This is a genomic window from Streptococcus sp. bf_0095 (assembly GCF_004166885.1).
GTDB lineage: Bacteria > Bacillota > Bacilli > Lactobacillales > Streptococcaceae > Streptococcus.
Genome location: NZ_RCYU01000001.1, coordinates 375,104 through 400,928 on the forward strand (window position 1 = coordinate 375,104; position 25,825 = coordinate 400,928).

The 25,825-nt window shown below is 41.1% G+C and carries 19 protein-coding genes and 1 other annotated feature; of the genes, 18 read left to right on the plus strand and 1 reads right to left on the minus strand.

The window, feature by feature from the left end:
• Positions 1-8: 8 nt before the first annotated feature.
• The 18 genes from EAI95_RS01915 to EAI95_RS02005 all read left to right on the plus strand — a co-directional run bounded on the left by EAI95_RS01915 (position 9) and on the right by EAI95_RS02005 (position 24,390).
• Positions 9-539 carry a DUF308 domain-containing protein gene (locus EAI95_RS01915; RefSeq protein WP_129822032.1) on the plus strand — a complete coding sequence of 177 codons (531 nt, stop codon included), beginning with the start codon at positions 9-11 and terminating at the stop codon, positions 537-539.
• Between the two features lie 135 nt (positions 540-674).
• Positions 675-1,634: an ROK family glucokinase gene (locus EAI95_RS01920; protein WP_129822033.1), complete on the plus strand. Its 960-nt coding sequence runs from the start codon at positions 675-677 to the stop codon at positions 1,632-1,634.
• A 236-nt stretch (positions 1,635-1,870) separates the two neighbouring features.
• A complete protein-coding gene (locus tag EAI95_RS01925) occupies positions 1,871-2,710 on the plus strand; it encodes a thymidylate synthase (RefSeq protein ID WP_129822034.1) in 840 nt (279 codons plus the stop codon).
• A gap of 238 nt (positions 2,711-2,948) precedes the next feature.
• Positions 2,949-9,944, plus strand: a complete 6,996-nt coding sequence (locus EAI95_RS01930) for a CshA/CshB family fibrillar adhesin-related protein (RefSeq protein ID WP_129822035.1) — start codon at positions 2,949-2,951, stop codon at positions 9,942-9,944.
• 150 nt (positions 9,945-10,094) lie between these two features.
• On the plus strand, positions 10,095-10,607 hold the full coding sequence (locus EAI95_RS01935) for a dihydrofolate reductase (RefSeq protein ID WP_129269219.1): 513 nt from the start codon (positions 10,095-10,097) through the stop codon (positions 10,605-10,607).
• A gap of 210 nt (positions 10,608-10,817) precedes the next feature.
• On the plus strand, positions 10,818-12,050 hold the full coding sequence (clpX, locus tag EAI95_RS01945) for an ATP-dependent Clp protease ATP-binding subunit ClpX (RefSeq protein WP_023023314.1): 1,233 nt from the start codon (positions 10,818-10,820) through the stop codon (positions 12,048-12,050).
• A gap of 11 nt (positions 12,051-12,061) precedes the next feature.
• Positions 12,062-12,658, plus strand: a complete 597-nt coding sequence (yihA, locus tag EAI95_RS01950; protein ID WP_023023313.1) for a ribosome biogenesis GTP-binding protein YihA/YsxC — start codon at positions 12,062-12,064, stop codon at positions 12,656-12,658.
• 173 nt (positions 12,659-12,831) lie between these two features.
• Positions 12,832-13,503, plus strand: a complete 672-nt coding sequence (locus tag EAI95_RS01955; protein ID WP_232011430.1) for a glucosaminidase domain-containing protein — start codon at positions 12,832-12,834, stop codon at positions 13,501-13,503.
• 191 nt (positions 13,504-13,694) lie between these two features.
• Positions 13,695-14,492 carry a formate/nitrite transporter family protein gene (locus EAI95_RS01960; RefSeq protein WP_126404285.1) on the plus strand — a complete coding sequence of 266 codons (798 nt, stop codon included), beginning with the start codon at positions 13,695-13,697 and terminating at the stop codon, positions 14,490-14,492.
• A 62-nt stretch (positions 14,493-14,554) separates the two neighbouring features.
• Positions 14,555-14,690, plus strand: a sequence feature (ribosomal protein L10 leader region).
• A gap of 38 nt (positions 14,691-14,728) precedes the next feature.
• Positions 14,729-15,229: a 50S ribosomal protein L10 gene (gene rplJ, locus EAI95_RS01965; protein WP_048691273.1), complete on the plus strand. Its 501-nt coding sequence runs from the start codon at positions 14,729-14,731 to the stop codon at positions 15,227-15,229.
• A gap of 76 nt (positions 15,230-15,305) precedes the next feature.
• Entirely contained in the window at positions 15,306-15,674 is a 369-nt protein-coding gene (gene rplL, locus EAI95_RS01970) for a 50S ribosomal protein L7/L12 (protein WP_003016256.1), read from the plus strand.
• A gap of 606 nt (positions 15,675-16,280) precedes the next feature.
• Complete coding sequence (locus EAI95_RS01975; protein WP_129822036.1) at positions 16,281-16,733, plus strand: hypothetical protein; 453 nt, start codon at positions 16,281-16,283, stop codon at positions 16,731-16,733.
• Between the two features lie 185 nt (positions 16,734-16,918).
• Complete coding sequence (locus EAI95_RS01980; RefSeq protein ID WP_129822037.1) at positions 16,919-18,655, plus strand: ABC transporter ATP-binding protein; 1,737 nt, start codon at positions 16,919-16,921, stop codon at positions 18,653-18,655.
• Between the two features lie 13 nt (positions 18,656-18,668).
• Complete coding sequence (locus tag EAI95_RS01985; RefSeq protein WP_129269205.1) at positions 18,669-20,450, plus strand: ABC transporter ATP-binding protein; 1,782 nt, start codon at positions 18,669-18,671, stop codon at positions 20,448-20,450.
• 120 nt (positions 20,451-20,570) lie between these two features.
• Positions 20,571-21,125 (plus strand): GNAT family N-acetyltransferase, encoded by a 555-nt coding sequence (locus tag EAI95_RS01990; RefSeq protein WP_048716068.1) that lies wholly within the window; start codon positions 20,571-20,573, stop codon positions 21,123-21,125.
• A 195-nt stretch (positions 21,126-21,320) separates the two neighbouring features.
• A complete protein-coding gene (brnQ, locus tag EAI95_RS01995) occupies positions 21,321-22,640 on the plus strand; it encodes a branched-chain amino acid transport system II carrier protein (protein ID WP_129822038.1) in 1,320 nt (439 codons plus the stop codon).
• 447 nt (positions 22,641-23,087) lie between these two features.
• The gene (gene ccdA2 / locus EAI95_RS02000; protein ID WP_023023299.1) at positions 23,088-23,795 is read left to right on the plus strand and encodes a thiol-disulfide oxidoreductase-associated membrane protein CcdA2; all 708 of its coding nucleotides are present in this window, start codon (positions 23,088-23,090) and stop codon (positions 23,793-23,795) included.
• A gap of 22 nt (positions 23,796-23,817) precedes the next feature.
• Positions 23,818-24,390: a TlpA disulfide reductase family protein gene (locus tag EAI95_RS02005; RefSeq protein WP_125329398.1), complete on the plus strand. Its 573-nt coding sequence runs from the start codon at positions 23,818-23,820 to the stop codon at positions 24,388-24,390.
• 182 nt (positions 24,391-24,572) lie between these two features.
• On the opposite strand, the gene EAI95_RS02015 is transcribed toward EAI95_RS02005, so the two are convergent.
• On the minus strand, positions 24,573-25,808 hold the full coding sequence (locus EAI95_RS02015) for an NAD(P)H-dependent oxidoreductase (RefSeq protein ID WP_048691258.1): 1,236 nt from the start codon (positions 25,806-25,808) through the stop codon (positions 24,573-24,575).
• Between the last annotated feature and the right edge of the window lie 17 nt (positions 25,809-25,825).

Here is a 25,825-nt window from a genome sequence, read left to right on the forward strand (position 1 = left end):
GAGGAAGGATGCACCATATTAGTAAATACAGTCTTTTGCTGTCATCATTTTTATTCTGTGGCATTGGTTTTGTTCTTTTTGTAAATCCAATCGAAAAAATTGCCACCTTTAGTTGGTTGATTTCTCTGGGATTTTTATTGATTTCTGTTTCGCGTTTGTCGCGCTACTACCGTCTACGGACCCAAGCGACCTTGTCAGATCCTTATTTGTTCCAAAGTGTGGTCTCACTGGTCTTTGCAGTCTATCTCTTGCTATATGGCTACAAGACCTTGCCGATTGTCTTTCCGATCACACTTGGAATTTGGCTCTTATATAAGTCTGCTTTGAGTTTGCGTAAGGCTCACTATCTTTCCAAACGATCTGAAGAATTATCCAAGAAGTTTACTTTTTGGGGACTCATTCAACTGTTTATAGGATTGTTTCTCATTGTCAGTCCTCTATCGATTAGTGTCTTCTTGTTACATATTTTGGGATTGTTCTTCTTCGTCATTGGTGTTCAATCCTTGAGACTCTTTTTAAAGCTTCATAACGAAGAGTAAGAAAATCCTGTCTGTGTTTTTACAGACAGGTTCTTTTTTTGCAAATGAAATTGAGAGAAATCTTGAAAAACAATTGAAACCCTTTTCACATTTTGGTATACTAGTGTCAAGAGAATAGGAACAAAGGAGTGTAAAATGTCCAAAAAAATTATTGGTATTGACTTAGGTGGAACATCTGTCAAATTCGCTATTTTGACGCAAGAAGGAGAGATTCAAGAGAAGTGGTCTATCAAGACCAATATTCTTGACGAAGGAAGCCACATCGTTCCTGATATCATCGCTTCCATCCAACACCGCTTGGAATTGTTGAACTTATCTGCAGAAAATTTTATTGGGATTGGGATGGGATCTCCTGGTGCAGTAGATCGCTTTGAAGGAACAGTTATCGGGGCCTATAACCTTAACTGGAAGACTCTTCAGCCAATCAAGAAAGATATTGAGTCTGCCTTAGGAATTCCTTTCTTCATAGATAATGACGCCAACGTTGCTGCTCTTGGTGAACGTTGGAAAGGTGCTGGCGAAAATCAACCAGACGTCGTTTTCATGACACTTGGTACAGGTGTTGGTGGCGGTATCGTAGCGGAAGGAAAACTCTTGCACGGTGCTGGTGGTGTAGCTGGTGAACTTGGCCATATCACAGTAGACTTCGATCGTCCATTTGATTGTACCTGCGGTAAGAAAGGTTGCTTGGAAACAGTAGCTTCAGCAACTGGTATTGTCAATTTGACCCGTCGTTATGCTGATGAATATGCAGGTGATGCGGAGTTGAAACGCTTGATTGACGATGGGGAAGACGTTACAGCTAAGACAGTCTTCGATCTTGCTAAAGAAGGGGATGAGTTGGCCTTGATTGTCTACCGTCATTTCTCTCAATACTTGGGTATTGCTTGTGCCAACATCGCAAGTGTCTTGAACCCAGCTAACATCGTCATCGGTGGTGGTGTATCAGCAGCAGGTCAATTCCTCTTGGATGGGGTTCAAAAGGTCTTTGATGAAAATACCTTCCCACAAGTTCGGACATCAACCCAACTGGTGCTTGCTAATCTTGGAAATGATGCAGGTGTGATTGGTGCTGCATCACTTGTCCTACAATAGAATTTATTTGAAAGAGGCTGGGCAAAAAATGTCCAGCCTTTGATGTTTGATAGTAATAGCAGCAAGACGCAGTGGTTGATTGGTATCTTTGTACGCTTTTTAAGCTTCAAAGATGACCTAATCAACTTTGCGGGGGTGGGAAGACGAACTCTTTTTAACTAGCCGAAGTTCTTTCCCACTCCCTTTTTATTTATCCTGTGTTATAATGTAGGTATTACAGTATTTAAGGAGATTGAATGACAAAAGCAGATATCCTTTTTAAAGAAAATATTCGAAGAATTATGGAAGAAGGTGTCTGGTCTGAGCAGGCTCGGCCTAAGTACAAGGATGGCACAACTGCCAATTCCAAGTACATCACTGGGGCTTTTATGGAGTTTGATCTAGCCAAGGGCGAGTTCCCTATTACGACTCTTCGTCCTATTGCCATCAAGTCAGCCATCAAAGAGTTGCTCTGGATCTACCAGGACCAGTCCAATAGTCTGGAACTCCTAAACGACAAGTACCAAGTTCATTACTGGAATGACTGGGAAGTAGGAGATACGGGAACAATTGGAGAGCGTTATGGTGCGGTTGTTAAAAAGCACGACATCATCAACAAGATTCTCAAACAGCTGGAAGCCAATCCCTGGAATCGTCGCAATATCATTTCTCTCTGGGACTACCAAGCCTTTGAGGAGAGCGAAGGACTCTTACCTTGTGCTTTTCAAACCATGTTTGATGTGCGCCGTATAGATGGGGAAATCTATCTGGATGCGACCTTGACCCAACGTTCCAACGATATGTTGGTAGCGCACCATATCAATGCCATGCAATACGTGGCTCTTCAAATGATGATTGCCAAGCACTTTGGCTGGAAGGTTGGTAAGTTCTTTTACTTTATTAACAACCTCCACATCTATGATAACCAATTCGAACAGGCAGAAGAATTACTTCGGCGCGAGCCATCTGATTGCCAGCCTCGTTTGGTATTGAATGTACCAGATGGCACCAATTTTTTTGATATTAAAGCCGAGGACTTTGTTTTGGAAGATTATGATCCAGTCAAACCTCAATTGAAGTTTGATTTGGCTATTTAGGCTTTAAACAAAAAATCACTATATAGATTGGAAGAAAGTTTAAGTTTTTTCATAAAAATGAACCATACTTCCTATTATTTAAATTTAATGATTAGTAATATCATCAAAAATTTTAAAAATGATTAGTTTTTTGAGTCATTTCACTTTGATATTTTTAACTAATCTGATAGAATATATAAGGTTTAAAATATAGGCCAATAAATTAGCTTATTAATTGTAAAAAATTATGGAGGAAAATATGGGCAAAGATTTATTTAATGATCGCATTAGCAGATTTTCGATTCGTAAATTGAACGTCGGAGTTTGCTCTGTCCTTTTAGGAACACTCGTTATGGTTGGTACAGCGTCTAGCGTAGCAGCCGAAGAAAACGCAGAGAACCCAGCAACTGTTGCAAAGGCAACAGAAGAAGGGGCTCAACCTGCTACAACAACAGAAGCTGCTGCTTCTACGACAACTGAAGCACCCACTACAACAAGTGAAGCTCCAACTGCAGCTACAACTTATAAAGCTGAAGCGCCAGTAACTGCTGCAGGTGTCGCACCAGTGGCAACTACTGAACCAACAACTGCAGCAACTACTGAAGATAAAGCGGCTGTAGCAACTCCTGCTGCAGCAGAAGCTTCAACAAACCCTAACAACAAGGCAACTGAAGCAGCTGCAACAGATAAGAAAGAAGAAGTGGCTGCAGGTGTGGTAGCACCAGCAACTGAAACTCCTGCTGTGACGGCAGAAACATCTGGTGGTAAACGCCGTACTCGTCGTGCAATCGGGAATCCTAATGATGAAAGCTTGATTGGGGATGACGTTGAAGACGCAACTTCAACTCCAAAAGTTGAAAAACCAGGCTTTACAACAGATCTTGATGCCAAATCTATGACTAGCCAGATTACTTGGTTGGACTTTGGAGATGTAGCCAACTGGACAGGTGCAAAAACAGTCATTGTTCCTAAAAATGACCAATTTCCTGATAAAGATTTAGAAGAAAGACTGGCTCTTCAAGTTGGGGCAACCTATACCAAGGAAATCATGCCTGGCTATGTGGTCACTGTAAAAGTTAAATCTTTGAAACCATTCCAAGCGACTGAAATCTATAAAAAACGGATGGAAGAGCAAGGGGCTACAGAAACTGAAAAAGCAACCTATGATCCAAATGCAAAAAATGGATATGTAAAGGGTGTTACTTCAACAGGGGCTCGAAACGCTTTTAACAATGGCGAAGAAGCCGACGTTGTCGCTGATGCTCAAAATAGTTGGACTGAAATTAGACATGAAAACGTTGATACCAAAGCCAAGAAGACTACCATAAGTTCAGCTATGAATGGTGGAAATATTGGGGTTCAGTTTGAAATCTCTGCAACCTTCCGTGGTAAGACAGTTAAGCCAGCTGTTGTTATGGCTGATGGAGAGTCTGCTAACCCTGGTGAATTTGTTATGTTCACTACCAACGGACAAGGTTGGCAGCACATTGGGGAATGGAAGAAAACTACTAGACCAACCACCACTGTTCCTTATGAACCACAAGATACAGAGAATCTTTTTGGTTCTAAACCTAAATATAATAACCTTAACCTAAGACAACTTCGTGATAATTCTCCTGTAGCTGGACCAGATAAGAAACCAGTAGCATGGAAGTACTTTGGAAATCCTGACAAAGTTACGAGTGGTCTAGGAACCGGTGTCTTTGGACCAAACATTTCTGAAGGAACTAGAGCAGTTCCACTCGTGATGACGCGTGGAGCATCTGAAGTGGGACTTTATATCGCTTCAGCTGGTAAACAGTCAGCAATGCTAGGATTCTTCCCACTTGATGAAGGGGATGCTCCTGAGTCATACGGTAAGGCAGTTCATACCATTGCAACTGTAGATGGCGTTACTGGAGCTAAAGTAAATCAACCGTATCTTGGTAACGTGAGCCCAGATATGGATGAAAATACGACTCTCGACTGGTTCGGTGATGATAAGGCAACTACGGCCGATGAAGGAATTAACCAATTGCTCCCAAGCGATCTCAAAGGGACAACCAATGAGATGATCAAGATGGATCGTACACGCCCAGGGAACTACAAGATGTCAGTTGAAGCCCATTTGGATGGAGCTTCAGAAGCACATATCTATGGTTGGGTGGACTTTAACCAAAATGGTAAATTCGATGAGGATGAACGCTCAAATCTCGCTACAATCACACAAGATGGCACTGTTGAGTTGACCTTCGCCAACAGCAAAACTTTTATTGATCCTAGCGTTAACGAACTAGGTGCTCGTGTCCGTATTGCTAAGAAAGCTACTGAGATTGAAAGCCCAACTGGCATGGCCTTCTCAGGTGAAGTAGAAGACTTCAAGACTCAAATCACCCACCCACCAAAAGGGGAATTTAAGGAAACTTCTGGTCCTCAAGCTACTAAACAAACAGCAACAGTAACCTTTACAGCTCGTGGTGAACACAAGTATGAACGTAACTCTAAGGCAGTCATCGACGAAACTGTAGAACCATACATCGTTGATAAAGATGGCAACCGTGCAACGCTTGATGCTGAAGGTTACTATGTCGTACCAGGTCAAGGGAAATACAAGATTACTGCCCATGGTAAAGACGTAGACGTTGAGTTTATCCCAGAAGATAACTTCCTAGGAACTGCAGATGGTATCTCTATCCGTCGTGTAGATAACAATGGTTACGATACTGGATGGTCAACCAAATTCCCAGACCAAGAACCAAACATTAATGGTCAGTTGAATACTATGGATGGTCAATATGTTCCAACAGTCACTCCGATTGAAATCGAAGGGGTTGACAAGACATCGACTGATGTTCAAGGAGCAACTCAAAAAGAAACACCAACCTTCAACACAACTGCTACTAACTTAAATGGAGATAAGATTGCGATCACACCAAGCGCAGAATATCCTGCTAAGTTGGTAGACCCAGCTACAGGTCGCACGATTGATGAACCATCTGTAACAGTTGAAGGTGAAGGAACATACACCATTAATCCTACAACAGGTGAAGTAACCTTCACTCCAGAACCAAGCTTTACTGGTACAGCTAAAGGTGTGGAAGTTACATTGTCAGCGCCAGTTGGACGAAATAAAGACGGTAAGGTTCAAAAGGAGTACGTTAAGACAGCTACAGCTAAGTACACACCAACAGTAACTCCAATTGCAATCACTCCAACAGACAAAGTTTCTGAGGATATCCAAAACGTTCCACAAACTCAAACTCCTACATTTGAGTTGAGCAACGACAAGACTGCGAAAATCACAAGCAAGAAATTGGTTGATCCAGCAACTGGTCAACCTACTGATGAAACAACTGTGACAGTAGAAGGTGAAGGAACATACACAATCGATCCTACTACAGGTGCGGTAACCTTCACTCCTGAGAAAGACTTTGTCGGAACTGCTAAAGGGGTTAAAGTTCAAGCAACTGCGACTGTTACAAATGCTAATGGTAAAACTGCAACTATCACTTCTGATGCAAGCTACACACCTACTGTAAAAGCAGCTGAACCAACAGCAAATCCAGCTACATCTAAAGATATCCAAGGTGCTACTCAAACAGGTAAACCAACCTTTGCGGGTACAACTGTTTCTGTAAATGGTGAAGACAAAGAAATCACTATTAAAGATAACAGCTACAAACTTTTGGATAAAGATGGTAACGAAGTTTCAACTACAACAGCTTACGCTGAAGATGGAACAACACCAATCGGTACATTCACGATCGACCCAGCAACTGGTACTGTAACCTTCACACCAACTGATAAGTCTTACACAGGTAAAGTAACGCCTGTTAAGGTTCAAGCTGAAAGCTCAAACGGAATCAAGGTTGATACAACTTACACTCCAGAGATTGTTCCAGTAACACCAACTGCAACACCAGTTGAAACAAAAGATGTCCAAGGTGCCACTCAAACAGGTAAACCTGAATTCAAGGGTGGAACTGTAACGGTTGATGGTGTTGAGAAGACTGTTGAAATCAATGAAGATGTTCCAGCAACATTCGACGACGGTTCAACAACTAAGACCGTTGAAGGTGTTGGTACTTACACAGTAGCAGCAGACGGTACTGTTACATTTGTACCAGAAAAATCATTCGTAGGAACTGCACCAGCAGTGACAGTTGTCCGCGAAGATAAGAATGGAACAAAAGCTTCAGCAACCTACACACCAACTGTAACTCCAGTTAAACCAACTGCCACACCAGCTGAAACTACAGATATTCAAGGTGCTACTCAAACAGGTAAACCTGAATTTACTGAAGGTGATAGCCGTGTACCAATGAATGATGACGTTCCAGCAACATTTGACGATGGATCAACAACTAAGACAGTAGAAGGTGTTGGTACTTACACAGTAGCTCCAGATGGAACAGTTACATTTGTTCCAGAAAAATCATTCGTCGGAACTGCACCAGCAGTAACCGTTGTTCGCGAAGATAAGAACGGAACTAAAGCTTCTGCAACCTACACACCAACTGTAACTCCTGTTAAACCAACTGCTACACCAGCAGAAACAACAGATATTCAAGGTGCCACTCAAACAGGTAAACCTGAATTTACTGCAGGTGATAGCCGTGTACCAATCAACGAGGATGTTCCAGCAACATTCGACGACGGTTCAACAACTAAGACCGTTGAAGGTGTTGGTACTTACACAGTAGCTCCAGACGGTACTGTTACATTTGTACCAGAAAAATCATTCGTAGGAACTGCACCTGCCGTGACAGTTGTCCGCGAAGATAAGAATGGAACAAAAGCTTCTGCAACCTACACACCAACTGTAACACCTGTGACACCAACAGCTGAAGATGCAACTTCAACTGACAAACAAGGTCAAACACAATCTGGTAAACCAACCTTCACACCAGGTAACGAAAACGTCCCAATGGATGATGATACACCTGCAACCTTTGAAGATGGATCAACTACGAAAACAATTCCAGGAGAAGGAACTTACACAGTTGCTCCAGATGGAAGTGTAACCTTCGTACCAGAAAAATCATTCACAGGAACAGGAACAGGCGTGACTGTTAAACGTGTCGATAAGAACGGTACTCCAGTAACAGCTAAGTACACACCAACTGTAACACCAGTAACACCAACTGCAACTCCAGCTGAATCAGAAGCACCTCAAGGTGTGGTTCAAACTGGAACTGTGACCTTCACTGAAGGTGACTCAGTTGCACCAATCGACAAGGATACCATTACTCTTCTTGATGAAAATGGTCAACCAGCAGAATCTGTAGTTGCTAAATCACCAGAAGGTAAAGAAATCGGTACTTTCACAGTTGATAAAGAAACAGGCCTTGTAACCTTCACACCAACTGATAAGTCATACTCAGGTGATGTAGTTCCAGTTAAGGTTCAAGCCAAGGATGCAAACGGCACTCCAGCTGAAACATCATACACACCTAAGATTACTCCAGTTGTTCCAACAGCTGAACCTGCAACATCTACAGACATCCAAGGTAAAACACAAACAGGAACACCAAGCTTTACACCTGGTAACCCTGCAATTCCAATGGATGATGAAGTTCCAGCAACCTTTGAAGATGGATCTACTACGAAGACAATTCCAGGAGAAGGAACTTACACAGTTGCTCCAGACGGAACTGTAACCTTCGTACCAGAAAAATCATTCACAGGTACAGGTACAGGCGTAACAGTGAAACGTGTTGATAAGAACGGTACTCCAGTTACTGCAACTTACACACCAACAGTAACACCAGTAACACCAACAGCTGAACCTGCAACATCTACTGATGTACAAGGTGCAACACAAACAGGTAAGCCAACCTTCACAGAAGGTAATCCAAATGTACCTATGAACGATGAAGTTCCAGCAACATTTGATGATGGCTCAACTACGAAGACAGTTGAAGGCGTTGGTACTTACACAGTAGCCCCAGATGGAACAGTTACTTTCGTACCAGAAAAATCATTCACAGGTACAGGTACAGGCGTAACAGTGAAACGTGTTGATAAGAACGGTACTCCAGTTACTGCAACTTACACACCAACAGTAACACCAGTAACACCAACAGCTGAACCTGCAACATCTACTGATGTACAAGGTGCAACACAAACAGGTAAGCCAACCTTCACAGAAGGTAATCCAAATGTACCTATGAACGATGAAGTTCCAGCAACATTTGATGATGGCTCAACTACGAAGACAGTTGAAGGCGTTGGTACTTACACAGTAGCCCCAGATGGAACAGTTACTTTCGTACCAGAAAAATCATTCGTCGGAACTGCACCAGCAGTGACAGTTGTCCGTGAAGATAAGAACGGTACAAAAGCTTCTGCAGCCTATACACCAACTGTAACTCCTGTTACACCAACTGCAGAATCAGTAACTTCAATTGGTAACAAGGGACAAACCCAAACAGGTAAACCAACCTTTACTGCTGGAAATCCAAATGTTCCAATGAACGATAAAGTTCCAGCAACATTTGAAGATGGTTCAACTACGAAGACGATTCCAGGTGTTGGTACTTACACAGTAGCAGCAGACGGAACTGTAACTTTCACTCCAGAACCTGAATTTACTGGTACTGCACCAGCAGTGACAGTAGTTCGTGAAGATGTGAACGGAACCAAAGCTTCTGCAACTTACACTCCAACTGTTCTTCCTGTGACTAAGTTTGTTGATAAAGAAGGTAAGGAAATCCCAGGATATCCTACAGTTGATGGTGAACAACCAAAAGCTGAAATTCCAGGTTACCGCTTCGTTGAAACGAAGAAATTACCAAATGGTGATACAGAGCACGTCTACGAGAAAGTTACAACTTCACACGTAGATGAAAATGGAAAACCAATTCCTGGTTATCCAACAGAAGATGGTGAGCAACCGAAGAAAGATATTCCAGGTTACGAGTTTGTGAAGACAATTGTTGATGAGAACGGTAATACTCAACACATCTACAAGAAGACGGTGACACCAACACCAGTTCCAACACCAACTCCAACTCCAACACCAACTCCGGTTCCAACACCAACTCCAACTCCTACACCGGTTCCAACACCGGCACCTACTCCGGATCCAGTTCCAACACCAGATCCAAAACCAGTTCCAGAAACTAAGGAAACTAAATTCATCAATCCATCTGATGAAACAGCAGTTCTTCCTGAAACTGGTACTGAGGAAAGTTCAAAAACTGGTCTTGCTTTTCTTAGCGCCTTGACAGGTCTCTCATTATTCGGACTTGCTAAACGCAAAAAAGAAGACTAAGGTTTAAGAAATTTCTCATAAAAAACCGCGTTAATTCGCGGTTTTTTTGATGGGAAAAATAGGCAGTTTTGCTCAAGGAAGCAATAGTTAGAAACAGTCTTTTCTTGAAAAATTTGATAAAATAGAAGTATCAGTATAAAGGATGTAAAAATGAGTAAGAAAGTAATTGGCATTTGGGCTCAGACGAAGAATGGAGTGATCGGCAAAGATCAGGTCATGCCTTGGCATTTACCAGCTGAATTGCAGCACTTTAAACAAACGACTACAGGCCATGCGATCCTCATGGGAAGAGTCACCTACGAAGGTTTAAACAAACGTGTCCTCCCAAATCGGACCAATATTATTCTCTCTAGAGATGACAAGTATGATGTAGAGAATGAAAAGGTTTTGCTAAAAACCTCAGTTGAAGACGTTTTAAACTGGTATAAGGGACAGGATTTGTCACTCTTTATTATCGGTGGTGAGAAGGTCATCCGTCTTTTCGAGCCTTATCTAGAGGAGCTCTATCAGACTGTCATCGATGCCGAATTGGAAGGAGATACCTACTTCCCGGAAGACTTCCGGTGGGACCAGTTTCAATTATTAGATGAGCGGACAATCGAAAAAGATGAAAAAAACCCTTACGACTTTACTATTAGACATTTTGAAAGAAAGGAAGACTAGTTGATGGAACGTAGTATCTTTGGCTTTTTTACAGCAGTTTTATGCGTGATTTGCCTGGTATGTGCTTCCCAGACTCTTCGGAAAAAGCGCTATGGCTTAGCCACCCTCTTCTTATTAAATGCCTTTACTAATCTTGTGAATTCTATTCACGCCTTTTATATGACTTTATTTAAATAAATTACAAACAGACTATAGAATCGGGAGAAGAAAATGCCTACAAATCAATCAAACGATATGATGGTTTATTGTTCGTTTTGTGGTAAGAACCAAGACGAAGTACAGAAGATTATTGCTGGGAACAATGCCTTTATCTGTAATGAATGTGTTGAGTTAGCTCAAGAAATCATTCGAGAAGAATTAGCTGAGGAAGTCTTGGCAGACCTTTCAGAGGTTCCAAAACCAATCGAACTTCTCAATATCCTTAACCACTATGTCATCGGTCAAGATCGTGCTAAACGAGCACTAGCAGTAGCTGTCTACAATCACTACAAACGGATTAACTTCCACGAAAATCGTGAAGATGACAACGATGTGGATCTACAAAAATCAAACATTTTGATGGTCGGTCCTACAGGTTCAGGAAAAACTTTCTTAGCTCAAACGCTTGCTAAGAGTTTAAATGTGCCATTTGCCATCGCCGATGCAACAGCCTTGACAGAAGCGGGTTACGTCGGAGAAGACGTTGAGAACATCCTTCTTAAGCTCTTGCAAGCAGCTGATTTCAATATCGAACGTGCTGAGCGAGGCATCATCTATGTTGATGAAATCGATAAGATTGCCAAGAAGAGTGAGAACGTCTCGATTACTCGTGATGTATCTGGTGAAGGGGTACAGCAAGCCCTCTTGAAGATCATCGAGGGTACTGTAGCGAGTGTTCCACCTCAAGGCGGACGCAAGCATCCTCAACAAGAGATGATCCAAGTTGACACCAAAAACATTCTTTTCATCGTTGGTGGAGCCTTTGATGGAATTGAAGAAATTGTGAAACAACGTCTAGGTGAAAAGATTATTGGGTTTGGTCAAAACAACAAAGCCATTGATGAATCCAGCTCTTACATGCAAGAAATCATTGCAGAAGATATCCAAAAATTCGGTATTATTCCTGAGTTAATCGGTCGTCTTCCAGTTCTTGCTGCATTAGAGCAATTGACAGTGGATGACTTGGTTCGTATTTTGAAAGAACCAAGAAATGCCTTGGTGAAACAATATCAGGCTCTCTTATCCTTCGATGATGTTGAATTAGAATTTGATGACGAAGCGCTAGAAGAAATTGCAAGTAAAGCCATTGAACGCAAGACTGGTGCTCGCGGACTACGCTCCATCATCGAAGAAACTATGTTGGATGTGATGTTTGAAGTTCCAAGTCAAGAAGACGTCAAAATGGTTCGGATCACCAAAGAAGCAGTTAACGGAACTGAAAAACCAATTTTAGAAACTGCCTAGAAAGAAATTCTATGAAAGTAAATACTCATAATGCGGATATCCTCTTGAGTGCTGCTAATAAAAGCCATTATCCTCAAGATGATATCCCAGAAGTTGCACTTGCCGGTCGATCAAATGTCGGCAAGTCTTCTTTTATAAATACCATGCTAAATCGCAAGAACTTGGCCCGTACATCTGGAAAACCAGGAAAAACACAGTTGTTAAACTTTTTCAATATCGATGACAAACTTCGTTTTGTCGATGTACCCGGCTATGGGTATGCCCGTGTCTCCAAAAAAGAACGCGAGAAATGGGGCAAGATGATTGAAGAATATCTGACAACGAGAGAAAATTTAAGAGCGGTTGTCAGCTTGGTAGATCTTCGTCATGAACCCTCAGCAGATGATGTCCAGATGTACGAGTTTTTAAAATATTACGAGATCCCTGTTATCTTGGTTGCGACGAAAGCCGACAAAATTCCAAGAGGAAAATGGAACAAGCATGAATCCATGATCAAGAAGAAATTGGATTTTGATAAAACAGATACCTTTATCATCTTTTCATCGGTCAATAAAACTGGAGTAGAAGAAGCTTGGGATGTAATTTTTAACTTTAGTTTCTCGGAATAAATCGTATTATTACTGATCTGTTATTTATTTGTTTGATTTATCTCGATATTGTAATTAAAACGTAATATTGAACTCAACAATTTAATGCTTTTCTGTGCTATAATCATCTTAAAGAGTTTTCATTAAAACATTAGGAGATTATCACATTGAAAAAAATACTAAATAAATCGAAATTGATTGGATCCTTAGTAGCTCTGGTAGCTGCAGGAACAGTAGCAGCAGCCATGAGTGAGCACGTAGGAAACGTTGGAGCAAATGATGAAGCATATTCTCAATATGCAGATCCGACAGAAGCCTTCATCTCACAAATCGGTGAATCTGCTCGCCAACTTGGTCAAGAAAATGATCTGTATGCATCTGTTATGATTGCTCAAGCCATTTTAGAAAGTGGTTCAGGTCAATCTGGTTTGTCATCGTATCCACACTATAACCTTTTTGGTATTAAAGGGAGCTATGCTGGTCAATCTGCAGTGATGCAAACTTGGGAAGATGACGGTGCTGGAAATGCCTATACCATCAATGATGCTTTCCGTTCATACCCTAGCTACTATGAATCATTGCAAGACTACGTTGCGGTTTTGAAACAAGGTCATTTTGCAGGAGCTTGGAAGAGCAATACAACAAGCTATCAGGATGCAACAGCTGCTTTAACTGGTGTCTATGCTACTGACACTAGTTACTATGCAAAATTGAACCATATCATTGAAACTTACAACCTTACTCAGTATGATTCACCTAGTGTGTATGGTGGCTATGAAGGTACTGTCTACAACCCTTATCGCCAACAATATACAACTCAAGAAATCTTGAACTTGGATATCGCTTGGGCGAATCGTTTCTTGTAAGATATGATTTAAATTGAATTTCAAACAGACTCTCAAAGTCTGTTTTTTTATTTTATCGTTTTAAATCGATTTATTTATTTTTCTTGTGGGACTCAGGATTTTTACTTTAAATTTTTCTGAAAACCTTTTCAGAAAGTCTATTCTATGATATAATGAAGAAGTTCACAAATTCAATATATAAGGAGATTCAGATGGGAGAATCAAATTTTGTTCTTAAGGTAGAAGCAGCATGTCAGAAGAAGGAAGAATTGTATACGGCATCTAAAGCTCGTTATGCGGTTCGCTCTATGTTCGCGGGTGCGTTTTTGACAATGAGTACTGCTGTAGGGATTGTGGGGGCAGATCTTCTCAACACTTTCTTGCCAGGTTCTGGTCGTTTCTTATTCCCATTTATTTTTGCGTGGGGATTGGTTTATTTACTATTCTTAAATAGTGAGTTAACGACTTCAAATATGATGTACCTGACAGCTGGTGTTTATCTAAAGAAGATTGATTGGAAGAAAGCTTTAGAAATTTTACTCTATTGCACATTTTTTAATCTAGTTGGTGCCTTGTTACTCGCATTTCTCTTCAGTCAGACAAGTGCTTTTGCTAATTTGAATCCAAAGGGCTTCCTTGGTTCGGTTGTAGAGATGAAATTGCAACGCTCTAATCAATTGGTCTTCTTTGAAGGGATTATTGCCAACATCTTTGTTAATATAGCTATTTTGTCCTATTTATTCTTTAAAGATGAAACAGCGAAAGTTCTGATGGCTTTGTCAGCAATTTATATGTTTGTTTTCCTTACCAATGAACACATTGCTGCAAACTTTGCTTCCTTCTCACTGGCTACGTTTAATTCTATTTCTAAAGATTTGCCTCACCTAGAGTTCTTCAATGTTCTTCGTCATTACACTGTCACTTTTGTAGGGAACTGGGTAGGAGGAGGAGTCATCATGGGCTTGGCCTATGCATGGCTCAATCGTACCCAGACTATTTACAAAGATTAATTATTTTTAAAAAAAGTTTGCAAAAATACTTGCATTCTTTTTTTTTATGTGATACACTAAATAACGGTTTGAAAAAACTGCCTAAGACAGTAGGGGAGCTCGACTCATAAAGATCCTACCGAGGACAAAACGTATCATGTAAAAAGAAGCGTATTGTACTTTCGTGTCTAGGTTTGGGCGCGTTTTTCTTTTGGAAAAATTCCCCAAGCAAAATAATTACGGAGGTGAACACACTAATGAGTGAAGCAATTATTGCTAAGAAAGCGGAACTAGTTGACGTAGTAGCTGAGAAAATGAAAGCTGCTGCATCAATCGTCGTTGTGGACGCTCGTGGTTTGACAGTAGAACAAGATACAGTTCTTCGTCGTGAGCTTCGTGGAAGCGAAGTTGAGTACAAAGTGATCAAAAACTCAATCTTACGTCGTGCAGCTGAAAAAGCTGGTCTTGAAGATCTTGCATCTGTTTTTGTTGGACCATCTGCAGTAGCATTTTCTAACGAAGATGTTATCGCTCCAGCGAAAATCTTGAACGACTTTTCTAAAAACGCTGACGCACTTGAAATCAAGGGTGGTGCAATCGAAGGCGCTGTCGCATCTAAAGAAGAGATTCTTGCTCTTGCAACTCTTCCAAACCGCGAAGGACTTCTTTCTATGCTCCTTTCTGTACTTCAAGCGCCAGTGCGCAACGTTGCTCTTGCAGTCAAAGCGGTTGCAGACAACAAAGAAGACGCAGCTTAATCTTAAGCTACGCAGCGTAGCCTAGCTACAAAAATTATAAATAAAAAAATTTAAAACTTATTTGGAGGAAATAACAATGGCATTGAACATTGAAAACATTATTGCTGAAATTAAAGAAGCTTCAATCCTTGAATTGAACGACCTTGTAAAAGCTATCGAAGAAGAATTTGGTGTAACTGCAGCTGCTCCTGTAGCTGTTGCTGCAGCTGGTGCTGCTGACGCTGGTGCTGCTAAAGATTCATTCGATATCGAATTGACATCTGCAGGCGACAAGAAAGTCGGCGTTATCAAAGTTGTACGTGAAATCACTGGTCTTGGTCTTAAAGAAGCTAAAGAACTTGTTGATGGTGCACCTGGCGTTATCAAAGAAGGTGTTGCTACAGCTGAAGCTGAAGAAATCAAAGCTAAATTGGAAGAAGCTGGAGCTTCAGTTACTCTTAAATAATAGAGTTTCCAATCAAAATGTAAACCGAGGTTTAGGCCTCGGTTTTTTTGTGTACATTTTTGAGATTAAGTTTTTTTTAAAAAATTTATTCTGTACTTTGTCTACTGTAGGATTCTATCTAAATTTTTCAAGATTAGAAAGCTGTTTTCGATTGCATTTAAGTCCGAAAGTGATATTAGCAGCTTTTTAACCGAATGAAACTATTAAACACAAAATAGGAATCAGAAATCTTTGAGGATTAAATGATTGTCTATTTTTTTAAATCATACTTCTTTAAACTTAATTTCTGTCAATCAAAATATCTACAATTCTTTTATATTTGATGAAATAATATAAATTAGGAAAATTTAAAATTCAAACGTCAAAAATAAAATATATAAAGTAGATAGTATAGGGCTATCTACTTTTTGGGTCTCCAGAAAATAGGTATTGAGCTAATCAAAATGCTGATTTCTGTTGGATTTATCAAATCGAAACCCTAATTTTTGGGAGTGTGTTGCCTCCACCGAATAGTGTTCTACTTTCCAAGTTTTTACTAATTTATTATGTTGTTAGACTTTTATTTTTTTGATAGAATAGTTTTTATAAACAAAAAGGAGATTTCTGATGAAATACTTTAAACGTCTTGTCTTTGCTGCTTTATTGGCAGTTGGTGCAATTTTCCTTGTAGCTTGTGGTTCTACAACTAGCGACAATGGGAAATATGTCTATAAAGCTGAGAAGGATCAAATTAAAAGTATCCTTAAAAAGCAAGGGGCTACTGATGAGCAACTTGAGCAGGTTATTGATCAATTTGATTTGACAATGACAATTGAAATCAAAGATACAAAAGCTAAGATGATTATCAAAATGAAAGCTCTTGGTGAAAGCAAGGAGAAAACAATTGACCTGAAAGCTGATCAGAATGCTAAAACTCTTGAATCAGCAGAAGGTGGTAAAGATAAAGTCAAGTATAAGATTGATGGTGATGTTTTGACTTTGGATGTATCAAAAGCTGATTCTAGTGATTATGAAGTTTTTGCTTTCTTCAAAGATGCAAAATTCAAACGTCAAAAATAATCGTATATAGAGAGGATAGCGGAGGCTATCCTCTTTTTTATTCTTTGCTTTTCATCAGCTCTTTTCCTTGCTAGCCTAGGGGGGATCTGATATAATAGGGATGACTTGAAGGAGCCAACGTGCTTTGTAAAATAGCTTAAAAAGTGCTTGAGGGTGCTTTTTTATTGTATAGAGAGGAGAAAGGTATGGGATATATTTGGTCCTATTTGAGAAAATATCCAAAATGGTTGTGTTTGAATTTTACAGCAGCCATCTTTTTTGTGATTGTCAATCTCGGTTTGCCAACTGTTCTAGCTCGTATGATTGATGAGGGGATCAATCCGAGAGATATGGAACGGGTTTATTTTTGGGCCTGGATTATGTTTGGTGTGATCATTGTGGGGATTCTCGGTCGAATCGTTCTGGCCTATGCAGTTGGGAAGATCACTACCACCATGGTCATGGATATGCGAAATGACCTTTATGAGAAGCTTCAGGAGTATTCTCACCACGAGTATGAAAAGATTGGGGTTTCTTCCTTGGTGACGCGAATGACCTCAGATGCCTTTGTCTTGATGCAGTTTTCTGATCAGATGTTGAAGCTTGGCGTCATCACTCCTATCATGATGCTGTCCAGTATTCTGTTAATTTTACAGACGAGTCCATCGCTTGCCTGGATTGTGGCGATTTCGATGCCATTTTTGGCTGTGGTCGTCTGGTATGTAGCTATCAAGACCAAACCTTTGTCAGAGAAGCAGCAGGAAACCCTGGATAAACTCAATCAATATGCGCGCGAAAACCTTACGGGACTTCGGGTGATTCGTGCTTTTGCGCGTGAAGAATTCCAAGAAGAAAAATTTGGCCAAGCCAATGCAATCTATGCGGACAACTCCAATAGACTCTTTAAATTGACCGGCTTGACGGAGCCGCTCTTTGTCCAAATCATCATCGCCATGATTGTAGCTATTGTGTGGTTCGCCTTAGATCCCCTAGGCGATGGCAGTTTAGAAATCGGGAATCTTGTCGCCTTTATCGAATACAGTTTTCACGCCTTGCTTTCTTTTCTTTTCCTAGCTAATCTCTTTACTATGTATCCACGGACGGCTGTCTCCAGTCATCGTTTGAAGGAAATCATGGATATGCCGATTTCTATCGATCCAAATGAAAATGGAGTTACTGAGACAGAAACCAAGGGTTATCTGGAGTTTGACAATGTAACCTTCGCCTATCCTGGTGAGACAGAGAGTCCAGTCCTTCATAATATTTCCTTTAAAGCTAAGCCGGGTGAGACCATTGCCTTTATCGGATCGACCGGTTCTGGGAAATCTTCTCTGGTCCAGCTCATTCCTCGATTCTATGATGTGACCCTAGGGAAAATCTTAGTGGATGGTGTAGATGTGCGTGATTTCAACATCAAAGCCTTGCGCCATAAGATCGGATTTATCCCACAGAAGGCCTTACTCTTCACGGGGACTATTGCTGAAAACCTTCGTTACGGAAAAGAAGATGCCAGCATTGAGGAGCTAGATAAGGCAGCAGATGTGGCCCAAGCTAAAGAGTTTATCGAAAGCAAGGAAGAGCAGTTTGACACTCATTTAGCAGAAGGGGGAAGTAACCTTTCTGGTGGACAGAAACAACGTCTATCCATTGCGCGTGCAGTTGTTAAAGAGCCGGATATCTATATCTTTGATGATTCCTTCTCGGCTCTTGACTACAAGACAGATGCTACACTTAGAAAACGTCTCAAGGAAGTAACAGGAGATGCGACCGTCTTGATCGTAGCCCAGCGGGTTGGGACCATCATGGATGCGGATCAAATCATCGTCTTGGATCATGGAGAAATCGTCGGTCGTGGTACCCACGAGGAACTCCTGGCAACCAATGAAATCTACAGTGAGATCGCTCGCTCTCAGTTGAATAACCAATCATTAACAGAAGAATAGGAGGGAGGAGAAAATGAAAGAAAAACGTTCCAGTTTTGTACGTCTTTGGGGCTATTTAAGAGCCTATCGTTTTGCCGTTATTTTCGCTACACTCCTAAAGATTCTGAGTGTGATCATGAGTGTTATTGAGCCCTATATTCTTGGACTCGCTATCACAGAATTGACCGCTAACCTGACAGATATGGCTAGAGGAGTAGCGGGAGCTGAGATTAACGCTGGCTATGTTGGTTGGGTCATGATCGTCTATCTCTTCCGTGGAGTTTTATATGAGCTTGGATCTTATTATTCCAACTATTTCATGACCAATGCCGTCCAAAGCATGATCGAGGATATGCGTAATGACCTATCTGAAAAAATCAATCGCATCCCTGTTTCTTACTTTGATCAGCACCAATTCGGAGATCTTCTTGGTCGCTTTACCAGCGATGTCGAAACTGTTTCTAATGCCTTGCAGCAGTCCTTCCTTCAAATTGTGAATGCCATTTTCACCTTAAGCTTGGTCATCGCTATGGTGCTCTATCTCAACCTCACTTTGGGTCTAATCGTGATTGCCTCTATCCCAATCACCTTCTTCGGTGCCCAGTTGATTATGAAGAAATCCCAGCCTTACTTTAAGGAGCAGGCTGATGTCCTTGGAGCTCTAAATGGTTTTGTTCAGGAAAACTTGAGTGGCTTCAACGTCTTAAAACTCTATGTACGGGAAGAATCATCGCAAGAAGACTTCCGTGACATTACCCGTCGACTCCAGCAAGTTGGATTTAAAGCGAATTTTATTTCTGGACTGATGATGCCTATTCTGAATGCAATCTCTGATTTGACCTATCTTTTGGTCGCAGTTATTGGTGCTATTCAAGTTCTTGCAGGTCGTCTGACAGTAGGGAACATGCAGGCTTTTGTCCAGTATGTTTGGCAGATCAATCAGCCTATTCAAAACTTGAGCCAGTTGGCTGGAACCTTGCAAAGTGCCAAATCTTCACTGGATCGTGTCTTCCAAGTCCTTGATGAACCAGATGAAGTACTCGGTAAAAATGAAGCTCTATACAAGGAATTGACTGGACAGGTTAGCTTTAACCATGTGGACTTCCAATATGTGGAAGATAAGCCATTGATCCGTGATTTTAACCTGGAGGTCAAGCCTGGTGAGATGGTGGCCATTGTCGGACCGACAGGGGCTGGGAAAACCACGCTCATCAATCTGCTGATGCGTTTCTACGATGTGACCAAGGGGGCTATTACGGTAGATGGGCATGATATCCGCGACCTATCTCGCCAAGATTATCGCAAGCAGTTTGGGATGGTTCTTCAGGATGCTTGGCTTTATGAAGGGACCATTAAAGAAAATCTGCGCTTTGGAAACTTGGATGCAACAGACGAAGAGATTGTCGCTGCTGCCAAAGCTGCCAATGTAGACCACTTTATCCGGACGCTTCCGGGGGGCTACAATATGGAGATGAACCAAGAGTCTAGTAATATTTCTTTGGGACAGAAGCAGTTGTTGACCATTGCGCGTGCCCTGCTAGCTGATCCTAAAATTTTGATTTTGGATGAGGCGACGTCTTCAGTGGATACCCGTCTGGAACTCTTGATTCAAAAGGCTATGAAGAACTTGATGAAGGGACGGACTAGCTTTGTCATTGCTCACCGCTTGTCTACAATCCAAGAAGCGGATAAGATTTTAGTTCTTAAAGAGGGGCAAATCATCGAACAGGGGAACCATGAGTCTCTTTTGGAAGCAAAAGGATTCTATTACGACTTGTACATGAGCCAATTTTCCAAGAAAGTAGAAGCTCAATAAAACCGTCAAAAAAGAGCAGTCGCTCTTTTTTGTTAGGCAAAACACTTCATTTTGTTAGAAGTCGGATTTCTTGAAGGTGGTTGTTTTATTTGCTATAATCGTAGCAGAAATGGAGGCTTTATGCGCTTAACCAGCCAATTAATCACTGAAACGTTCCCAGATTTGGATAAGGTCGAAAGGCTTAACATTGAAGCTTTTCCAGAAGAGGAACGGATTCCTTTATCGGAGTTTTTACGCTATACGGATAATGATGACGCTCACTTTTTCGCTTTTTACAATGAGGAAGAATTTGTCGGATTTGCCTTTGCTATTTCAAATGCTAAGGCCTTTTACGTCAGTTTCTTTGCCATTATGCCTCACTTGCGGAGTCACGGCTATGGTCAAGAAATTATTGAAAAATTAGTGGAATTTTACCAACGGACCATGTTGTTAGAAGTTGAGCGATTGGATGAAGAATGTGATAATCTAGAGCAACGTCAAGCTCGGATGGATTTCTATATCCGAAATGGCTTTAAAACAGCCAATGCTTTTCTTGAATACGAAGACCTTAGTTTCGAGATTCTCTACCGAGGAGAGGGCTTCGATGAGGAGGCCTATCGTGATATCTTCCGTAAACTTCAGGAAGAGAATTATTTTGATTTCCGCATCCAATACCGACGCTTTAGTGAAGATTAAAAACAAAAAGTGCTCCTCTGTTAGATAGCAGAGAAGCACTTTTTTAATTAATGGATGAAGAAGTATATAAGAATCTACAGTAGAGTCTTCTTTGTCTTAAGTTATTTTTAAATGCAATTATTCCAGTAAAAAGAATTGCCGTGGTGGAAGAAAGCTGATATACTAGATAAGATTGAAAAATGTAAAGGAGAACACATGTTACGAAAAGGTTCCTTAACAGGTTTACTGTTATTTGGTATTTTCTTCGGTGCAGGGAACTTAATCTTTCCGCCTGCACTAGGTGCCCAATCGGGTAGCCATTTTTTGCCAGCTATTGCTGGATTTGTCTTATCAGGAGTAGGAATTGCGATTATTACCTTGATCATTGGGACGCTCAATCCTAAAGGCTATATTCATGAGATTTCACGTAAAATCGCCCCTTGGTTTGCTATCGTTTATCTAGTAGCCTTGTACCTCTCTATTGGCCCTTTCTTTGCCATTCCGAGAACGGCTACCGTTTCCTACGAAGTTGGGATTGCCCCCTTGTTAGGAAATTCAAGTGGAAAACTTAGTCTCTTCGTTTTCACCTTGGTTTATTTCTGTTTAGCCTATTTGATTGCCCTTCATCCTTCTAAAATCTTAGATAGTATTGGTCGGATTTTAACTCCTGTCTTTGCTATCTTGATTGTTGTATTGGTTGTCCTCGGCACCCTCAAATACAGCGGACACGCGCCACAAGTAGCAACAGAAGCCTACCAAGCATCTGCCTTTGGTCAAGGTTTCCTTGAAGGGTATAATACCTTGGATGCCCTCGCTTCAGTGGCCTTTAGTGTGATTGCGGTAACCACCCTCAATCAACTTGGTTTCACCAGCAAGAAGGAATACATTAAAACCATCTGGATCGTTGGGATTGTCGTAGCCATTGGCTTTAGTATTTTATACATTGGTTTGGGTTACCTTGGAAATCATTTCCCAATTCCAGCAAAAGTAATGGCATCTGATGCCAATAAAGGGGTCTATGTCCTTTCAGAAGCGACCAAGGCTATCTTTGGCCCAGCTGCTCAAATCTTCCTTGCGGGTATGGTGACGGTGACTTGCTTCACTACAACAGCCGGTTTGATCGTGTCAACAGGGGAATTCTTCCATAATACCTTCCCTAAAATCTCTTACAAGGTCTATGCGACAATCTTCACTTTGATTGGTTTTGCGATTGCCAATCTTGGCTTGAGCGCCATTATTGCCTATTCATTACCTGTCTTGATGATCCTCTATCCAATCACCATTACTATTGTGTTGATTGTGATTGTAAACAAATTTACTCAACTATCAAAACCAGGAATGCAACTAACTATTTTCTTAGTTAGCTTGGTGGCGATTGCAGATGTTCTTGCAAGCACCTTCAAATTTACAGGTCTGGCAAACGTCATTAAAACTTTACCATTTGCTGCCCAATCCCTCCCATGGTTACTCCCAGCAGTAGTTGGTATTGTCCTCTCTCTTTTCTTGCCAAATAAACAAAGTGCAGAAGAAGAATAAGTCGTCAATTGAACTCCAAAGTGATATGCTTTGGAGTTAGAAAGTAGACAAACTGTATTATATCCAGTAACCTAAGTGATGCTGAAAAAAATATAATGATAAACACTGAGCTCGTTAGGCTCATTCAAACATACACTGAAACTTTCCGCCGTGAGAAAAGTGCTAGAAACACTGTTGTTTCTAGCACTCGGGAGTTTTGAGACCTCAGGCTCAAAACTAAGTCATGGAACTTCTTCGAAGTTCGCTGACGTCCGTACTCACTTAAGGAAAAGATTCTAGAATGACTTTGTTTTTAATCTGATTCCAAAGTGATATGCTTTGGAGTTTTTGTTTGGCTTTGAAACTAGTTTCTAAATGATCGTTTAGAAATCAAAGCGTAGCAGAAATTTTTAATTTAGGAGTTGGAATGTTATACTAGTTGTAGCATATCAATATACGGAGTGTTTTATGAATCAAATCGTTTTCTCCTTCACTGTCTTTCTGGCAGGGATTCTCTCTTTTTTCTCTCCTTGTGTCTTTCCTTTGCTTCCGGTATACATCGGGGTTTTGCTAGGAAGTGATCAGGAAAAATCCATCCAAATTTTCGGGAAGAAGATTCGCTGGCATGGTCTTGTAAAGACCTTGTGTTTCATCGCAGGGATTTCTGTTATTTTCCTCATTATTGGTTTCGGGGCAGGTTTGCTTGGTCAAATTATGTATACCAACTGGTTCCGATACCTGATGGGAGCGCTGATTATTATTCTTGGCCTTCATCAGATGGAAGTCTTTCACTTTAACTTCTTAGAAAAGCAAAAGACAATGGATTTCGGGGCGAACAAGCACAAGAATGAATTACTTTCAGCTTTTCTGCTTGGGCTTGGTTTTAGCTTTGGCTGGACGCCATGTATCGGTCCGGTTCTAGGCTCTGTCCTTGCCTTAGCAGCATCCAATGGTCAAGATGCCCTCATGGGTGCTCTCTATCTCTTTATCTATACACTAGGGATGGCTATTCCGTTTTTACTTTTGGCCTTAGCGTCTGGGATTGTTCTCCCATACTTTAATCGTCTAAAACCCCATCTCTTGTTACTGAAGAAAATTGGTGGATTGATTATCATCATTATGGGGATTTTGTTACTCTTGGGACAATTGAATAGCTTGTCTGCTATCTTTTCATAAATTAAATGGAGGTTTACTCATTATGAAAGTTATTAAATACGCCTGTTTTTCGCTTCTTTCTCTATCCATTCTGACTGCTTGCTCTATGAATCGGTCCGAAGGTGGCATGAACAATCAATCCATGGATAATCAATCAATGACCAATACTAGCACAAGTAAACATCCTTTAGTAGGAAAAGAAGCTAGTGACTTCGAGCTAAAGGATATGAAGGGGAATACGGTCAAACTTTCAGACTATAGAGGCAAAAAGGTTTACTTGAAATTCTGGGCAACTTGGTGTGGTCCTTGCCGGCAAAGTATGCCTGAACTGAATAAACTGGTCGAAGAAAAGGACCGAGACTTTGAGATTCTTACCGTTATGGCACCGGGGATGCAAGGGGAAAAAACTGAAGAAGAGTTCGTCAAATGGTTTGCCGAACAAGACTATCAATCAGTTCCTGTTTTGTACAATCCGGATGGATCTGCCTTTATGAATTACCAAGTCCGTTCGATCCCTACGGAAGTCTTTATCGATAGCCAAGGAAAGATTGGACATGTTCAATTAGGGGCAATTTCAAACGAAGATGCTAAGAAGATTATCAAAGAGTTGAAATAAAAGAGGCTGGGACAAAAGTCCTAGCCTCTCAATTGTCTTTGGATGTCGAGCAAGACGCAGTGGTTGAGTGGGCTCTACTACGCTGATTTCATCAGCTTTTACAGCCCTACTCAACTGTGCGGAGGTGGGACGACGAAATCGAATTCTAATGAATTACCGATTTCTGTCCCACTCTCTTTTTATTAGTTGCTTGCACCAGATGTAGCATCAGCAGCTCCGTCACCGTGTCCTCCAGCATCTGAAGCACCTGAAGTTGCGTCTGCATCCCCATGGCCGCCAGCAGGAGCGAATGGTCCGCTACCGCCTACTAAGCGTTGACCAGTTGTTTGAAGGTACCAGTCCAACCATGGCTGGAAGTTAAAGACAATTTCGTTGATACCAGCATATGAACCATCTGGATAGTACATAGCTTGATAGTTGTGAGTATTGATCACGCCTTCAGGAGATCCTGGAACAATGGTACGAACATATTCCTGGTTTCCATTGCGAAGAGTACCGATGACCCATTCAACGTTTTTCATACGTGCTGGTGGAAGAGAACCGTGAACGGTTGACATCCGGCTACCTGATTGAGGTGGCACGCGTTTTGCAAACATGGTATCTGGATCTTGGTGGGCATTGTTGTAGTAGAGGAACTGGTTGTTATCATCAGCGTATGTCAATTCGAAAGGCATAGCTTTCAAGAACATATCGATTTGATTAACAGTCAGGATACCGTGGTCCAATTTGACATAAGTATCACCAGATACAGCTCCTGTAATTTCTGCTACTTTTTCTACCCAATCTGGATCATCCGGATCAACCTCAGTAATAGTAGTAGCGATTGGTTTTCCGCAATCCAAATCTTCTGGTTCAATTGGTTTTGGTTTTTTCAATTTAGAAACGACTCCTACGTATTTCACAAAGTTATCTAAGCAAGTTTCAAGGAATTTTACAGTCCCTTCGTTGATGATGTTGCCATCTGCGTCAAAAGCTTCTTTCGCTTTTCCTAGAAGGAATTCGTTCCCTGGAAGGGTATAGGCATTGACACCTGGAGCATCCAGAATCTTACGAAGGTGAACTTGGGCACGAGAAGTCCCTTGGTCATAGTAAGAAGCACCCACGATCATGACCGGTTTGCTTTCAAAAGGATGCACTTCATAGGAGAGCCATTCCAGTACAGATTTGAGGGAAGCGGAAATAGTGTGGTTGTGTTCAGGAGTTGCGATAATCACACCGTCAGCACGGGTAATTTTATTGTTGAGGAGACGCAATTGGAAGCTTTCGTCCCATTTCTCATCTTGGTTAAACATTGGAACTTCATCGATTTCAAGAACTTCCAATTCAAATTTGATCTTGAAGTGACGACGGATGAATTCCAAAAGTTTGCGGTTATATGATTGATCGTAGTTCGATCCTACAAGTCCTACAAATTTCATGCTAATATGTCTCCTAT

What these genes read in the sequence shown, in the direction of transcription:
- EAI95_RS01915 (WP_129822032.1), top strand. Translation starts at nt 9, where the DNA reads ATGCACCATATTAGTAAATACAGTCTTTTGCTGTCATCATTTTTATTC.
- EAI95_RS01920 (WP_129822033.1), top strand. Translation starts at nt 675, where the DNA reads ATGTCCAAAAAAATTATTGGTATTGACTTAGGTGGAACATCTGTCAAA.
- EAI95_RS01925 (WP_129822034.1), top strand. Translation starts at nt 1,871, where the DNA reads ATGACAAAAGCAGATATCCTTTTTAAAGAAAATATTCGAAGAATTATG.
- EAI95_RS01930 (WP_129822035.1), top strand. Translation starts at nt 2,949, where the DNA reads ATGGGCAAAGATTTATTTAATGATCGCATTAGCAGATTTTCGATTCGT.
- EAI95_RS01935 (WP_129269219.1), top strand. Translation starts at nt 10,095, where the DNA reads ATGAGTAAGAAAGTAATTGGCATTTGGGCTCAGACGAAGAATGGAGTG.
- clpX (WP_023023314.1), top strand. Translation starts at nt 10,818, where the DNA reads ATGCCTACAAATCAATCAAACGATATGATGGTTTATTGTTCGTTTTGT.
- yihA (WP_023023313.1), top strand. Translation starts at nt 12,062, where the DNA reads ATGAAAGTAAATACTCATAATGCGGATATCCTCTTGAGTGCTGCTAAT.
- EAI95_RS01960 (WP_126404285.1), top strand. Translation starts at nt 13,695, where the DNA reads ATGGGAGAATCAAATTTTGTTCTTAAGGTAGAAGCAGCATGTCAGAAG.
- rplJ (WP_048691273.1), top strand. Translation starts at nt 14,729, where the DNA reads ATGAGTGAAGCAATTATTGCTAAGAAAGCGGAACTAGTTGACGTAGTA.
- rplL (WP_003016256.1), top strand. Translation starts at nt 15,306, where the DNA reads ATGGCATTGAACATTGAAAACATTATTGCTGAAATTAAAGAAGCTTCA.
- EAI95_RS01975 (WP_129822036.1), top strand. Translation starts at nt 16,281, where the DNA reads ATGAAATACTTTAAACGTCTTGTCTTTGCTGCTTTATTGGCAGTTGGT.
- EAI95_RS01980 (WP_129822037.1), top strand. Translation starts at nt 16,919, where the DNA reads ATGGGATATATTTGGTCCTATTTGAGAAAATATCCAAAATGGTTGTGT.
- EAI95_RS01985 (WP_129269205.1), top strand. Translation starts at nt 18,669, where the DNA reads ATGAAAGAAAAACGTTCCAGTTTTGTACGTCTTTGGGGCTATTTAAGA.
- EAI95_RS01990 (WP_048716068.1), top strand. Translation starts at nt 20,571, where the DNA reads ATGCGCTTAACCAGCCAATTAATCACTGAAACGTTCCCAGATTTGGAT.
- brnQ (WP_129822038.1), top strand. Translation starts at nt 21,321, where the DNA reads ATGTTACGAAAAGGTTCCTTAACAGGTTTACTGTTATTTGGTATTTTC.
- ccdA2 (WP_023023299.1), top strand. Translation starts at nt 23,088, where the DNA reads ATGAATCAAATCGTTTTCTCCTTCACTGTCTTTCTGGCAGGGATTCTC.
- EAI95_RS02005 (WP_125329398.1), top strand. Translation starts at nt 23,818, where the DNA reads ATGAAAGTTATTAAATACGCCTGTTTTTCGCTTCTTTCTCTATCCATT.
- EAI95_RS02015 (WP_048691258.1), bottom strand. Translation starts at nt 25,808, where the DNA reads ATGAAATTTGTAGGACTTGTAGGATCGAACTACGATCAATCATATAAC.